The organism is Alteromonas sp. MB-3u-76 (genome assembly GCF_002831605.1).
Lineage (GTDB): Bacteria > Pseudomonadota > Gammaproteobacteria > Enterobacterales > Alteromonadaceae > Alteromonas > Alteromonas hispanica.
Genome location: NZ_CP025115.1, coordinates 2,073,491 through 2,088,290 on the forward strand (window position 1 = coordinate 2,073,491; position 14,800 = coordinate 2,088,290).

Sequence of the window (14,800 nt, forward strand, 5' to 3'; positions counted from 1 at the left end):
GCGGCGATTTTTTAATAACCCCGCGTTATCCGGATTAGAAGCGTGGATATCAACTTAAAAGTTATCTGAGACTTATGACTGAAAATTTTGCACAACTTTTTGAAGAAAGCTTACAAGAACTAGAAACACGTCCTGGTTCAATTGTAAAAGGTACTGTTGTTTCTATCGACAAGGACATCGTTCTTGTTGACGCTGGCTTGAAATCAGAAAGTGCTATCCCAGCAGACCAATTTAAAAATGCTGAAGGCGAATTAGAAATTGCCATCGGTGACGAAGTAGATGTAGCACTAGATGCTGTAGAAGATGGTTTCGGTGAAACTATCCTATCTCGCGAAAAAGCGAAGCGTCACGAAGCATGGGTTGAGCTGGAAAAAGCTTACGATGATAAGGTTACCATTAAGGGCGTTATCAACGGTAAAGTTAAAGGCGGTTTCACTGTTGAAGTAAACAGTGTACGCGCATTCCTTCCAGGTTCATTGGTTGATGTACGTCCAGTACGTGACACAACTCACCTTGAAGGCAAAGAGCTTGAATTCAAAGTTATCAAGCTTGATGCAAAACGCAACAACGTTGTTGTTTCTCGTCGTGCAGTTATCGAAGCAGAAAGCAGCCAAGAGCGCGAAACACTTCTTGCAAACCTTGAAGAAGGCCACGAAATCAAAGGTATCGTTAAGAACCTTACCGATTACGGTGCGTTCGTTGACCTTGGTGGCGTAGACGGTCTACTACACATTACAGATATGGCTTGGAAGCGCGTTAAGCACCCAAGTGAAATCGTTAATGTTGGTGACGAAATTAACGTTAAAGTACTTAAGTTCGACAAAGAGAAGCAGCGTGTTTCTCTTGGTATGAAGCAAATGGGCAACGATCCATGGCAAGAAATTGCGTCTCGTTACCCAGAAGGTACTAAGATCAACGGTCAGGTAACTAACCTAACTGATTACGGCTGCTTCGTAGAAATCGAAGACGGTGTAGAAGGTCTAGTACACGTTTCTGAAATGGACTGGACTAACAAGAACATCCACCCATCTAAAGTTGTTAACCTAGGTGACACTGTTGATGTAATGGTTCTTGAAATTGACGAAGAGCGTCGTCGTATTTCTCTAGGTCTTAAGCAATGTATTGCTAACCCTTGGGAAACTTTCGCTGAGTCACACGAAAAAGGTGACAAAGTATCTGGTAAGATCAAGTCAATCACTGACTTCGGTATCTTCATCGGTCTTGACGGCGGCATCGACGGTCTAGTTCACCTTTCTGACATCAGCTGGAACAAATCTGGTGAAGACGCAGTTCGCGACTATAAGAAAGGCGACGAAATCTCTGCAGTTGTGCTTCAAGTCGATCCAGAGCGTGAGCGTATCTCTCTAGGCGTTAAGCAAATTGAAGAAGATCCGTTCAACAAGTATCTGACAGATAACAAGAAAGGTGCTATCGTTGTTGGTACAGTAACTGAAGTTGAGCCAAAAGGCGTTACTGTAAACCTAGCTGAAGAAGTTGATGGTTACATCCGTGTTGCAGATATTGCTGTAGAACGTGTTGAAGACGCAACTGAAGTAGCAAAAGTTGGTGATAGCATTGAAGCGAAATTTATGGGCGTTGACCGTAAAAACCGCACTGTTAACCTATCTGTAAGAGCGAAAGATCAGGCTGACGAGAAAGAAGCTATCGACAAGGTTAACCAGCAAGACGATGCTGGTTTTGCTAACGCGATGGCAGAAGCATTCAAAGCTGCTAAAGGCGAGTAATGCTTTTGTGGGTGTGCAAAAGGCACACCCTGTTCGCGATAGCTGTTTAAACAATAATATTGACAATGAGGTTAAGCATGACCAAGTCTGAATTAATTGAACGGCTCGCGGATCAAGCGCGTCAGGTTCCCGCGAAGGAGCTAGAACTGGCAATTAAAGAGCTTCTCGAACAAATGGCGCAAACCCTTCAGAAGGGCGAGCGTATTGAAATTCGAGGTTTCGGTAGTTTTTCACTGCACTACCGCGCGCCACGCGTAGGTAGAAACCCTAAAACGGGCGAAACTGTAAAGCTGGACGGTAAGTACGTTCCACACTTTAAGCCAGGCAAAGAACTTCGTGAAAGAGTTGATGCCTCAATAGCTTAGATATAAAAGCCGCTTTAAAAGCGGCTTTTTTTTGTTTGCCCAGCGAAGCTGGCAAACCCGTCAGGTTGAAAGAAACCTGAATCACCCTGACTGAGGGGAAGATAATCCGAATGGCAAGGGCGTTGTTGGCCAACGGCAGGGTCTGAAGGAAGCCATAGGAAGTTAGAGGTACACAACGCAAGTGAACCTGATTCGGCAAGACAGGAGGGTAAGCGTGCAAAATAGCGCGAAGCCCGATACTCAGTCAGTCCTGTTTTGTGTTTGAGGGTGGAATTTCTAACAGGGAGCCAGTGCAGTAACTGGGGAAGCCTGGCATTAGATCCAATCAAATGGTTGGACGTATCGTTCAAGGAGTGATCCAAGAATGTTGCGAGTGTGAGGTGGCAGATGAACCCGTAGTAGTGAGTAAGGCTAGGCCGATGAAAGCCAGTAATGGTGTGGAGGGTAAAACCAAGCCGACTATCAGCATTGTGTTTGATAGGATCTATTTTAGCCAAAAGCTTAAATGGATTGCGAAGGGGGGAAGCAGACTTTAAGACTCTGATGAGTTGTGAGTTTTTTTATCATTGATACACAAGCCGCCAGATCAGCGGGACAAGTCGAATCGGTGCGCTAGGAATAGTGATGTCTGGTGAGACAGGCCGTATATGGGAAGTAATTGTAGTCAAATTTGGTAGATTGCCTCAGTGCTAGAACGCCAAACCCTGCAATGAAAGTTACCACAATGTTAGAAAATGAACGATGTCCATAGGGCGCACGATACTAGATTGCAAATTAGCATTGTGTCACTTAGCAAGTGATATGAAGTATGCAGGAGCCGTATACGAGGCCCGTACGTACGGTTCTGTGAGAGGGATGAGGCGCAAGCCTCACCCTACTCGATGTGCCCGCTATTTACCTTGGTTCTTTCTTTTTTATGCGTATACTTTGTAATACGTATGTTTCTTGCTGAATAACTATTGACCCCTTTATTAAGACAGTTATATATTACCCGAATAATAATAATCGGTTTTTATAGAAGTCATGTCAGCCGGCGAAGAACAAGCAATAATAAAACAGTATCAGCCGCTAATTCGTGCACTCATTCCCTACGAGCAACAAAATCGCTTGTTAGAAGGTATTAACAAGTTTTCAAAACGTTTGCCTAGCAGTGTGCGAAAGGTAGTCAAAGAGGAGGTCGTTAGGCTTACTTCACTCACAGACGCGCCTGCAGATAATTCCGCCTTTGCACAGTTTCCCGTTATGAAGTTTAAGCACTTTGGTATTCAAATGCGCTTAGACAAAGTAGGGGCTAAAATCCTCAAAAGCGAGACCTCGCTTTATCAAGATAGATATACCGTTGGTGTTTTCGAGTCGGTGATGAATTCCGACTTCTATCAGAATCAAATTAAGAAAGATCAGTTTAGAAAAATAGTCGATGCGTTCAATATTGAAAGTCAGTCGTTTACTGATATTGATTTTGGGGATGACATAGCCATTCGTCCAAATTTTACAGTATCATCGCCAGACTTCGAAAAGGGTAGGCATTGCTCTGTTAGTTCATTTTCTCATGTAGGGATGGCGGTAGAAACTAAACGTCCGCCTAATGTCACCACAGGTGATGATATTACTTTCACTCTACCGGAGGTGTTAGGTCTAACTAAAGAGCCTACCGATATAACTTTTCATCTGCAGTCGGTGAAATACAATAAGCATCTTGGAAAGTATGAGTCATTCTTTTTGTTCCCCAACGATATTGATAGCGACTTTATCAATATATTAAAACGCTATATTGAGATTACTGCACACCGCCAACCCCTGCAGCGAGATTTAGAAATAGAACGAGCGATGCAGGAGTTAGAGAGAGACAGAATTTTAGAAAATAGTCCATGGCTGCCAGTGTACTTGTCTCCCCATAAGAAAAGCTTGAAGCCAAATATTGCCTTGTTCACCAAAGCTAACGTAGAGCATAACAATGCTGAGAACCTTCTTGCCAGTCTTCAGGACAAGCCATTTTTTGAGTCTCTTTCAAACGAAATATTGAAATACAACGAAGCTTTTGTCTTTCATGGAACAATAAAAGTTAAAAGTGGCGCTGTGAAAATTACGGCAACGCACAGGCAACTTATCAAGCTAGGTCAGTTAAACGCGCTTATATACCTACTGGCAAAGAATGGTGATTTTATTTGTACTCATTGCAGAATGGATACAGTCACTCGAGAGGATAAGCAAAAAGCGTTTGCTATTCATGACATCGCAAGTAAAGCGTTTGAACAGCTGTCTAATTTAAGTCACGTGCTCTATTGCAAAGATGTGTCTAGCTACATAGCAAATTTAACCCTTAGCGCTAAATGTAATTTCAAACCACTCTCCAGTGAGCTTAAAGCCAGTGGCGATAATTGGCATATCGACTACGTAATGGAAGAAGACTTAGACAGACGAAGTGAAACCCGTTATGTCATTGATAAGTCAGCGTCGATAAAAATGGGGCTGCTTTCGTCAATAGACGCTAAAGTTGCTGATTTATCTGCCAGCGGAATGCGATTGCTTGTAGCGCCAAATAGCGAGCTGCAAAAAGATATTCGTGTTTCCGTTCCCGATTTGAAGATTAAAAACGAAAAATACAAAGTGGTGCACTATCATCCGCCCTCAGGGGTTGTGAGACTCAATTTATCTGAAGACGGGCGAAAGTCAAAAGTAAGCGCCAATGTGGACAATATCGTTGAGGAAAACACCGCGTACTTTAAGGTGAGAGATATCGCTCGTATTCAGCGTTCTACTCATCGATTCATATGGGAGCTTGCGGTAAGGCATATGCCGTCACTTGCAGTGTTATGTGTAATGAACCGCTTTACACTAGATAGACTAAAAACCGTTTATCAGAGTGATAATTCGGATGATCTTTATCCGTTTTCTCGCACGCAAAACATTATTCCACTACACGGTTTTTTCGCTGATAAAGGACAGGCCAAACCCAAATCGCAAATACTCGAAGGCATGTTTAAAGAGACGCTAGAGCAAAGCTTAGTCGTGCATTGTGTTCGAAAAAGCGATAACCGCCTTGTATTTATCAAAGAAAAAGACTTTCTCTACTCTAAACTACGTGCGCAAATTAAGAGCCAATTAGAAGAAGGGAAAATTCAGCTAAGCGCTACAGATGTTACTGCTATTCGATGTCATGGTGCTATTACTCCGCTCACTAAAAAGCGCTTAGCTCAGTTGTCTAAGCTCGACAAAGCTATGTATGACAAATTAGAAACCATGCAGGCTGGTTACACCCACTGTATTTTCATCACAAATATGTCTGCGTTGCATCACGATTTAGTGGTTGAAAACCTCATAGCAAAACGAAAAGCAAAAGAAGCGGAGCCTGTGCCTGCATAAACATCCTCGCGCATCATTAGGTAGCGCTTTTTTGTGTTATCTTATTTCCTGTTTTGCTATTCTTAGCAACAAATTAAAAATAAAGGGCTTTGTGTTGAAAGGGATCGTGTCATTTCTGATCATTCTAGTGCTACTTGCGGTGGCCTTTGTCATAGGTTCGCAAAACGAGGGAATGGTAACAGTAAACTACCTTATTGCTCAGGCGAACATACGACTGTCCACACTGATTGCTATTTCGTTATCTATAGGAGTTATTGTAGGTATCTTAATTATGCTAGCTAGCTGGTTGCGATTGAAAGTGCAGCTAATGTCGGCAAAATCTAAGATGCAGCATTTGGAAAAAGAACACTAATGCTTGAGTTGCTGTTTTTACTTTTGCCTGTTGCCGCAGGATATGGCTGGATAATGGGGCGCAATAGCGTTCGCCAGGCGCAGAGGAAGCAGTCGAGTATACTCTCTAAGTATTATTACAAAGGCCTAAATTTTCTCCTTTCAGACCAACCAGATAAGGCGGTTGATACATTAATTAAAATGATTAATGTCAATAGCGATACTGTGGAAACGCACATCGCGATGGGAAGCTTCTTTCGCCATCGGGGCGAAATAGACCGCGCCATCAAAGTACATCAAAATTTAGTTAGTCGCGACGAACTTCAGCCGGCACAGCGTGAAAATGCGCTTCGAGAGCTTGGTCAAGATTACACCCAAGCGGGCTTTTTAGAGCGCGCAGAAAACGCTTTTTTACAGTTACTAAACAGTGACAAACACTACTTGGTTGCGCAGCAACAGTTATTCAGTATTTATCAAACCACCAAAGAATGGCAACGTGCTATAGAGCTAGCTGAGCGCATGGTAGAGTGCCATGGCGACAACGATGATGTATGCGAGCGTTTGGCCCATTTTTATTGCGAACAGGCAACTGTTGAGCTTAAAAACGACGCTCAGGGAGCAGCGCTTACGTTGTTGCAAAAAGCTGTGAACGCAGACGAACATGCGGTTCGCCCTTGGCTAATGCTGGGTGAGCTAGCGCTTGATCAAAAGCGTTATACCGACGCAACGGCTTATTTCGTTCAGGTGGCAGAACGAGATATCAACTGGTTTAGTGAGGCCGTTCCTAGTTTAGAGAAAATAGCTGAAGAAACTGGGGAGTGGGACGCCTTCGAGAAGAACTTAGAAGCACATTGGCAAGAATGCGCCACGTCATACCTGGCAATGGTAGATGTATTAATGAAGAAGGGTGAAACATCTCAGGCCAGTGAATATCTTATCGAGCAACTGCGAAAACGCCCCACAATGCGCGGCTTTAAGACTCTTATGGGGCTGTATATAGACCAGCTAGAAGATAAAAATTCCGCTAATAGCTTACGTGATTTAAAAGAGTTAGTAGAAAAGCAAATGCTACAGAGACCGAAGTATCGCTGCAACAGCTGTGGTTTTTCGGGTAGAAAATTATATTGGTTATGCCCATCATGTAAGAAATGGGGTGTTGTTAAGCCCATTAAAGGGTTGGATGGAGAGTAGCGTAAGATGCAAGATATGCAAAAGCCGACTAAAGAGCCTCGCGTCATTGTCGCGCTTGATTACGATGACAAAGACAGTGCACTGGCGTTTGTTGATAAATTAGATCCCAGTCAGTGTAAGCTAAAAGTTGGCAAAGAGATGTTTACTTTGTTTGGGCCAGAGTTTGTCAAAACTTTGATAGGAAAAGGGTTTGATGTCTTTTTAGATTTGAAGTTTCATGACATACCTAATACGGTAGCCAAAGCCTGCAAAGCAGCCGCCGAACTCGGTGTGTGGATGGTAAATGTTCATGCATCAGGCGGGCTTCCGATGATGCAGGCCGCCAAGCAGGCGATTGAAAATAGCGCTAACCCAAGCACTAAATTAATCGCAGTCACAGTGCTGACGAGTATGGACCAAGAGCAACTTTCTGGCGTGATTGATAATGTTACACCAGAAGAGCAAGTTTTAAGGTTAGCGGCACTGACTGCCACAGCAGGGCTAGACGGAATTGTGTGCTCTGCTAAAGAAGCTAAAGCACTGCGTAATTCACACAGCAACGACTTTCTATTAGTGACGCCAGGAATTCGACCTGTCGGTGCAGACGCTGGGGACCAAAAGCGGGTGATGACACCTGCAGAGGCAATGAAAGATGGCGTAAGCTATTTAGTAATGGGAAGGCCTATCACTCAAGCAGCAGATCCTATGGCTGTGTTAACTCAGGTAAATGACTCTATTTGAGGCTAGCCCAGCGTTTTGCATTATCTGAACGTTTAGTCGGTGAGAAAAGCAATAAAAAGCCCGATATTTCTTAAATGTCGGGCTTTTGTTTACCTGGAGTCTTTAAGCTATTAGCTTTTAAATTTAGCGAGCGATCTCATAAAATGGTTTATAAACCTTTTAACGCCACTTCAGCAGGTGTGTAGGTCAGGCCTAGTTCTTCACCTAGTGCGTCGACAACGGCTCTATAAGTTACTTTACCTTCGTGGGTGTTTAGTCCGTTAAGTAAATGCTTGTCATCAAGCATTGCCTGTACCGGCCCTTTATTTGCCAAGGCTAAACCAAAAGGTAGCGTAGCATTGTTTAATGCCATGGTTGAGGTACGTGCCACACCGCCTGGCATGTTCGCAACACAATAGTGAACTACGTCATCAATTACGTAAACCGGATCTTGATGCGTTGTAGCTTTTGATGTTTCAAAACATCCGCCTTGGTCAATGGCTACATCAACCAATACCGAGCCAGGCTTCATGGCTGCAATTTGCTCACGATTAAGTAGTTTTGGCGCTGCCGCTCCTGGAATAAGTACTGCACCTACCACAAGGTCAGCCTTTGAAGAATAATGCTCAATTGCATCAACCGTCGAGTATACGGTTTTCACTTGGCCATTGAAAATATCATCAATCTGGCGAAGACGAGGCAGAGAGCGATCAAGAATAACCACTTCTGCGCCTAAACCAAGAGCCATTTTTGCAGCATTAGTGCCAACAACACCTCCGCCAATGACAAGTACTTTACCTGGAGCAACACCGGGTACGCCACCAAGTAATGTCCCGCTTCCGCCGTGGGCTTTTTCTAGGTAATGAGCGCCAGCTTGAACAGACATACGGCCAGCGACTTCACTCATAGGAGCAAGGAGCGGAAGGCCACCGCGATCATCTGTTACAGTTTCATACGCAATACAGGTTGCGCCTGATTCCACGAGAAGTTTAGTCTGTGTAGGATCGGGTGCTAAGTGCAAATAGGTATAAAGCGTTTGCCCTTTTCTCAGCATTTTACATTCATTAGGCTGTGGCTCTTTCACTTTAATTATCATTTCTGCTTCTGCGAAGACTTGCTCTGCAGTAGGCGCAATAGTTGCTCCAGCAGCAACGTACATATCATCTGTGAAGCCAATTGCATCGCCCGCTAACGTTTGTACCAGCACTGAATGCCCGTTACTCGTAAATTCTTTTACTGCAGCTGGCGTTAGGCCAACACGGTACTCGTGATTTTTTATTTCTTTTGGTACACCAACTAACATACAAGGTCCTCTTTTACTGGTGAGCTCAGTGTGGCTCGAACAAATATTTACTGAAAAACTATTTGGCGAGTATACGTGAATAAAAAGCGAACTATGTGCTGAAAAATACGAGTTTATAAAATATAGTATGGCTAAATCAGGCTTTAGTAATATTTTATATGCTAGTAAAAACACCTAAACACCTTGACCGAATAGACAGGAATATTCTTGTTCAGCTTCAGAAAAACGGTCGAATTTCTAACGTGGAATTGGCGAAAGAAGTGGGGCTAAGTCCTAGCCCATGCCTAGAGCGCGTAAAGCGTCTAGAAAGTCAGGGATATATAAAAGGTTATCACGCTCTCGTTGATCCTGAGAAATTAGGTGCCGCTATGTTGGTGTTTGTCGAAATAACTCTTACGAAGACATCTGTCGATATCTTTGCAGAATTTTCTGCTGCGGTGAAGCTTCACGATGATATTCAAGAGTGTCACCTTGTGTCAGGCGATTTTGATTTTCTCTTAAAAGCTAGGGTTGCAGATATGTCGAGTTATCGTAAATTGTTGGGCGACACTTTGTTGCGTTTACCCGGAGTTAGTGAGTCTCGCACCTATGTGGTGATGGAAGAAGTAAAAAGTACGTCGTCGTTGAGGATTAATTTGAAGTAATGAAAGCATGGCTGAAAATGTTGCTTTTGTGGTAGGCTGTGCAAAAATACAGTGCTTGAATATTCGCACGCTTTCAATACCTTACAGAAGCGACTCAAGCGGTAATAGAGTAGGGAATGCAAGGATCAGTACCAATGATACTTGTGCTTAAGGGCATTACATCCTCATTAATGCCACATACATTAAAGGTTTTTCAGAGTTATGGCGCGATTAACAGGGGTTCAGCGAGTGTGGGAAGCAGGCATGATAGTCGCCTGTGTTTTCGCCTTCTTCTTATTGCTGGCACTAGCATCTTTTCACCCGGGTGATCCGGGGTGGAGTCAAGCAGGTTTACAACTTGATGTTCATAATTGGGTGGGCGCTACCGGAGCCTGGGTTGCCGATTTGTTATTGTTCTCCTTTGGATACCTTGCCTACCTGTTGCCATTCGGTGCAGCATTCTTAGGTTGGTTTCTTTTCCAGCATATAAAAGAACTCGATGAGTTCGATTACCTTACTATTGGACTTCGCATAATTGGCGGCCTTTTAATGGCCCTAGGCGCAACGGGTATCGCTAGTATTAACTTTGATGATATTTTCAACTTCTCTGCTGGCGGATTTGTTGGCGACGTTATTAGCTCGGCCTTAGTACCCTATTTTAATACAGCAGGAACCATATTGCTGTTGCTGTGCTTTTTCTGCACTGGGTTTACCTTACTAACTGGCATTAGCTGGCTATTTATAATTGATAAAATTGGTGAGAGTACGCTGTGGTTAACCCGTAAAGCGGTAACCGCTCCGCAGCGTGTACTTGCTCTAGAAATACCTCGCTTAGCACTTTCAAGCAATGCTAAGACTGGCAATGGTCACTCAGGTGAGCTCGATATTACAACTATGCGTGCCGAGCCTGCGTTTGAAGCAGACGAAGAGGAAAAGCCATCACCGCGCAAAGAGGGAAGGGGACCAGAGAGACAGTTTGGCAGCAAGGAAAGCGCACCTACAGCGCAAACACCTCCATTTTATTCCCATACCGATGAGCCAGATAACGACGAAGAGGAAAGTCTTGGTGAACATGAGGGCGCGAACTCAGAACAAGGTGCACAGCACACTGCGGAACCCAAGAAATCAGCATTTTCACTTTCTGGAATGCGCGAGGCTGTAAAAGACAAAGTAGGGCTTGGCTCGTCATCGTCGTATGAAGAGACCAGTACAGCACAAACGACAATAGAGAAAACTGAGCCTACATTCAGTGCGTTTGACGAATATGAAGAGTTCGATGCTGATATGCCTTATGCCAGTGACGAGGATGAACCTGCACATCAGCAAGGTCAGAAACAGGCCTTAGATAGCCACGAGGTTGATACCAGTTCAGATGCTAACGTAAATACAAACGTGAACGAAACTGCAGTGCAGCAGCCGTTTTCACCTGCAGCGGTGGGCGCTAAACCCATAAAACCTAAACCTGTGGTGGATGAGTCTTTAGCTCCAATGCCGTCGTTTGACCTTTTAGAACGAGCAGACAAGCACGAGAACCCGCTGACACAGGAAGAGATTGACGGCATATCTAGGCTTGTTGAAGAAAAGCTAGCCGATTTTAATATTGAAGCCACAGTAGTGGGTGTGTATCCAGGCCCCGTAATTACCCGATTCGAGCTTGATTTAGCACCTGGGGTGAAAGTAAGTAAGATAACTGGCTTATCGAAAGACCTAGCGCGAGCGATGTCTGCTATTTCGGTGCGTGTTGTAGAAGTTATCCCCGGAAAGTCGGTAATTGGTTTAGAGTTGCCAAATAAACAGCGTGAAATGGTGCGTTTAAGTGAAGTGATAAGCTGCGATACGTTCCAATCTAACAAGTCGCCACTCACCATGGTGCTTGGCGCTGATATTTCTGGCAAGCCCGTTATTGTAGATTTAGCAAAAATGCCTCATGTGTTAGTGGCGGGTACAACGGGATCGGGTAAATCGGTAGGCGTTAACGTCATGATTTTGAGCTTGCTGTATAAAAGTACTCCTGAAGACGTTCGCATGATCATGATTGACCCAAAAATGCTTGAACTGTCTGTGTATGAGGGTATTCCTCATCTACTTTCTGAAGTCGTTACCGACATGAAAGAAGCCGCCAATGCGCTTCGCTGGTGCGTGGGCGAAATGGAGCGACGCTATCGTCTTATGAGCGCGCTTGGAGTGAGAAACCTCAAGGGCTATAACGTAAAAGTAGAAGAAGCCAAAGCTAACGGAACTCCGATAAAGGATCCGCTGTGGAAAAGTGAAGAAAGCATGGAAGCGGAAGCTCCTGATTTAGACAAGTTGCCAGCCATTGTTGTTGTGGTCGACGAATTCGCCGATATGATGATGATCGTGGGCAAGAAAGTAGAAGAGCTTATCGCTCGAATTGCACAGAAAGCCCGCGCTGCTGGAATACACCTTATTTTAGCAACACAGCGTCCTTCTGTTGACGTTATTACCGGATTAATAAAAGCCAATATTCCAACGCGTATAGCCTTTCAGGTATCGAGCAAGATCGACTCACGCACCATATTAGACCAACAGGGCGCCGAAACGCTTCTTGGCATGGGCGATATGTTGTATTTACCGCCGGGAAGCCCCGTGCCAACAAGGGTTCATGGTGCATTTGTAGACGACCATGAAGTTCATGCTGTTGTTGCAGACTGGCAGAAACGTGGCGAGCCTGAATACATTGATGAAATTCTCAACGGTGAAGCATCTGCAGAGGTGTTGTTACCGGGCGAGCAGCCGGAAGGCGAAGAGCAAGAGTTTGATGCTTTTTACGATGATGCTGTTGCTTTCGTAACCGAAACCCGCCGTGCGAGTGTGTCTAGCGTGCAGCGCAAGTTTAGAATTGGTTACAATCGCGCAGCGCGCTTGGTGGAACAAATGGAAGCTAGTGGGGTCGTAAGTGCACAAGGGCACAACGGAAATCGAGAAGTCATTGCGCCGCCGCCAATCAAGGATTAACAACATGAACTACAGCATGAAATACAACACGAAACACAACACGAAAGGTAATGCGAAAAGTAATGCGAAAGGTTGTGCGAAAAAGAATGCAGTAAACGTGTTGCGTAGTGTACTTTTTGTCACATTGGGCTCAACAAGCTTTGTATTAAACGCTGAGGCAGTGGTGAACTCTGACATTGAGAGTTCAGGTTCTGTAGGCTCTGCGGAAATACAGAGTGCTCAAAAAGCAGCTAATGGCTCTGAAAGTGTTGCTCATCAAAACATGCATCAAGGCATGTATCAGGAGAATGCACAAACAAAGCTCAAAGCATTGCTGAACAACATGCAGCAGTTTCGCGCTGCATTTAGCCAAACGGTAGTAGATGCACAACAAAATGTTGTTCACGAGGCAGAGGGCGTGCTCACCATGACACGGCCGAACAAACTGCGTTGGGAAACTACATTTCCAGACGAAACTCTTCTTATAGCCGACGGCGAAGCCGTTTGGAATGTGGACACTTTTGTAGAGCAGGTCACTATTTTATCGCAAGATAATGCCATTAAAGACAATCCGATCATGCTGTTAACGTCGAATGATGAGGACACTTGGTCTATGTTCTCAATTAGTCAGCTAGACGACGCGTTAGCCTCAATGTCTAATAACACCACCGCTGCGAATTTAAAGAGCTTTCAAATTACGCCTAAGTCGCAAGACGGTCAAATTCTTACGCTCACTATGACATTTAACAGTAGCGATGCACTGGCAGCCCTGACCATGCTTGATGCGCAACAGCAGTTAAGTACGCTAATTTTTAGTGATATAGAAACTAAATTTCCGCTAGCCGCTGACACCTTTGAGGTTGATGTGCCAGAAAGCTTTATTATTGATGACCAACGTTAATCAAGCTTTTGCACCTCTGGCCGCCCGCATGCGGCCAACAACCATTGAAGAATACAGTGGTCAATCCCATCTTCTAGGGCCTGATAAACCGCTGCGTAAAATGCTCGAGGCTGGACATTGCCATTCAATGATTTTGTGGGGCCCGCCGGGCACCGGAAAAACCACCCTTGCTGAGCTGATAGCGCATTACACCCAAGCAACGGTGTTACGGATCTCTGCTGTCACCTCTGGGGTAAAAGACATTCGCGCTGCCATGGATACCGCGCAAGAGAACGCGCGCTATAACCAGCGAACCTTACTGTTTGTAGATGAGGTACACCGCTTTAATAAAAGTCAGCAAGATGCTTTTTTGCCTTTTGTTGAATCTGGCGTGGTTACATTTATTGGTGCTACTACTGAAAACCCATCCTTTGAGCTAAACAACGCATTACTATCACGAGTAAGAGTTTACGTACTTAAACCGTTAGAAAACGGCGCGCTGGGTGACTTAGTAGAGAGGGCTCTTGTAGATACCGATAAAGGACTTGGCGAGAGAAAACTACACATTGCTGACAACGCTAAACAAGCATTAATTGATTTAAGCAGCGGTGACGCAAGACGCTTGTTAACATATTTAGAGCTATCTGCTGATTTTACCGACTCTGATGCCATTGCAATTGGCGACATTGAACAAGCAGTAGGACAGAAAGTAGCAAGTTACGATAATAAAGGCGATACGTTTTACGACCTAATTTCTGCCTTTCACAAGTCGGTAAGAGGCTCAGATCCCGATGCGGCGCTTTACTGGTATGCTCGTATTTTAGAGGGCGGCGGAGATGCGCTTTATGTAGGTCGACGTTTACTCGCCATTGCTTCTGAAGATATTGGCAATGCGGACCCCAGAGCTATGCAGTTGTGCATTAACGCGTGGGACACGTTTCATCGCGTAGGTCCCGCAGAAGGTGAGAGAGCCATAGCGCAAGCTGCGGTTTACTGCGCATTAGCCGCAAAGAGCAACGCAGTTTATATGGCCTTCAGTGCTGCAAAAGCGCTAGCGAGAAAAACCTCTGACGCGCCAGTGCCAATGCATCTGCGCAATGCACCTACTTCGTTAATGAAAGAGTTAGGCCATGGTGATGGGTATCGATATGCACACAATGAACCCAATGCATTTGCCGCTGGCGAAACCTATCTGCCCGATGAGATAACAGGCTCACGTTTTTATGAACCAAGCGAGCGTGGCCTTGAAAAAGCCCTCAAAGCAAAAAGAGACTTTCTCGATGGATTAAATACGCAAAGTAGTAATAAACGACAATAGCGATATGCGCTTTACAAAAAGCGAGCAA

General features: G+C 44.6%; 13 protein-coding genes. 11 read left to right on the plus strand and 2 right to left on the minus strand.

What is annotated here, in order from left to right:
- The first annotated feature begins 74 nt into the window (after nucleotides 1–74).
- A complete protein-coding gene (gene rpsA / locus CW735_RS09200) occupies nucleotides 75–1,745 on the plus strand; it encodes a 30S ribosomal protein S1 (protein ID WP_071979013.1) in 1,671 nt (556 codons plus the stop codon).
- Nucleotides 1,746–1,822: 77 nt separating this feature from the next.
- Nucleotides 1,823–2,110, plus strand: a complete 288-nt coding sequence (ihfB, locus tag CW735_RS09205; protein ID WP_032096429.1) for an integration host factor subunit beta — start codon at nucleotides 1,823–1,825, stop codon at nucleotides 2,108–2,110.
- Nucleotides 2,111–2,124: 14 nt separating this feature from the next.
- On the opposite strand, the gene CW735_RS09210 is transcribed toward ihfB, so the two are convergent.
- Complete coding sequence (locus CW735_RS09210) at nucleotides 2,125–2,439, minus strand: hypothetical protein (protein WP_157812670.1); 315 nt, start codon at nucleotides 2,437–2,439, stop codon at nucleotides 2,125–2,127.
- Here CW735_RS09210 and CW735_RS09215 point away from each other — a divergent pair, their 5' ends adjacent.
- The 5 genes from CW735_RS09215 to pyrF all read left to right on the plus strand — a co-directional run bounded on the left by CW735_RS09215 (nucleotide 2,440) and on the right by pyrF (nucleotide 7,714).
- A complete protein-coding gene (locus CW735_RS09215) occupies nucleotides 2,440–2,646 on the plus strand; it encodes a hypothetical protein (RefSeq protein ID WP_015068459.1) in 207 nt (68 codons plus the stop codon).
- 487 nt (nucleotides 2,647–3,133) lie between these two features.
- Nucleotides 3,134–5,473, plus strand: a complete 2,340-nt coding sequence (locus tag CW735_RS09220) for a PilZ domain-containing protein (protein ID WP_100971804.1) — start codon at nucleotides 3,134–3,136, stop codon at nucleotides 5,471–5,473.
- Nucleotides 5,474–5,579: 106 nt separating this feature from the next.
- Nucleotides 5,580–5,825, plus strand: coding sequence for a LapA family protein (locus CW735_RS09225; RefSeq protein ID WP_232230582.1), 246 nt, complete (start codon nucleotides 5,580–5,582; stop codon nucleotides 5,823–5,825).
- Nucleotides 5,825–6,994 carry a lipopolysaccharide assembly protein LapB gene (gene lapB / locus CW735_RS09230; RefSeq protein WP_071979011.1) on the plus strand — a complete coding sequence of 390 codons (1,170 nt, stop codon included), beginning with the start codon at nucleotides 5,825–5,827 and terminating at the stop codon, nucleotides 6,992–6,994. Before CW735_RS09225 ends, lapB begins: the two co-directional genes overlap by 1 nt.
- Nucleotides 6,995–7,000: 6 nt before the next feature.
- The gene (gene pyrF, locus CW735_RS09235) at nucleotides 7,001–7,714 is read left to right on the plus strand and encodes an orotidine-5'-phosphate decarboxylase (protein ID WP_232368405.1); all 714 of its coding nucleotides are present in this window, start codon (nucleotides 7,001–7,003) and stop codon (nucleotides 7,712–7,714) included.
- A gap of 148 nt (nucleotides 7,715–7,862) precedes the next feature.
- Here the strand turns inward: pyrF and ald are convergent, their stop codons facing one another.
- Nucleotides 7,863–8,996, minus strand: a complete 1,134-nt coding sequence (gene ald / locus CW735_RS09240) for an alanine dehydrogenase (protein ID WP_071979010.1) — start codon at nucleotides 8,994–8,996, stop codon at nucleotides 7,863–7,865.
- A 158-nt stretch (nucleotides 8,997–9,154) separates the two neighbouring features.
- Between ald and lrp the strand changes: the two genes are divergently transcribed.
- The 4 genes from lrp to CW735_RS09260 all read left to right on the plus strand — a co-directional run bounded on the left by lrp (nucleotide 9,155) and on the right by CW735_RS09260 (nucleotide 14,772).
- Entirely contained in the window at nucleotides 9,155–9,640 is a 486-nt protein-coding gene (lrp, locus tag CW735_RS09245; RefSeq protein WP_071979009.1) for a leucine-responsive transcriptional regulator Lrp, read from the plus strand.
- 201 nt (nucleotides 9,641–9,841) lie between these two features.
- The gene (locus tag CW735_RS09250; protein ID WP_071979008.1) at nucleotides 9,842–12,595 is read left to right on the plus strand and encodes a DNA translocase FtsK; all 2,754 of its coding nucleotides are present in this window, start codon (nucleotides 9,842–9,844) and stop codon (nucleotides 12,593–12,595) included.
- 4 nt (nucleotides 12,596–12,599) lie between these two features.
- Nucleotides 12,600–13,475 (plus strand): outer membrane lipoprotein chaperone LolA, encoded by an 876-nt coding sequence (gene lolA / locus CW735_RS09255; protein WP_232368406.1) that lies wholly within the window; start codon nucleotides 12,600–12,602, stop codon nucleotides 13,473–13,475.
- A complete protein-coding gene (locus tag CW735_RS09260; protein WP_083595211.1) occupies nucleotides 13,462–14,772 on the plus strand; it encodes a replication-associated recombination protein A in 1,311 nt (436 codons plus the stop codon). The genes lolA and CW735_RS09260 overlap by 14 nt, the downstream gene beginning before the upstream one ends.
- Nucleotides 14,773–14,800: the final 28 nt, after the last annotated feature.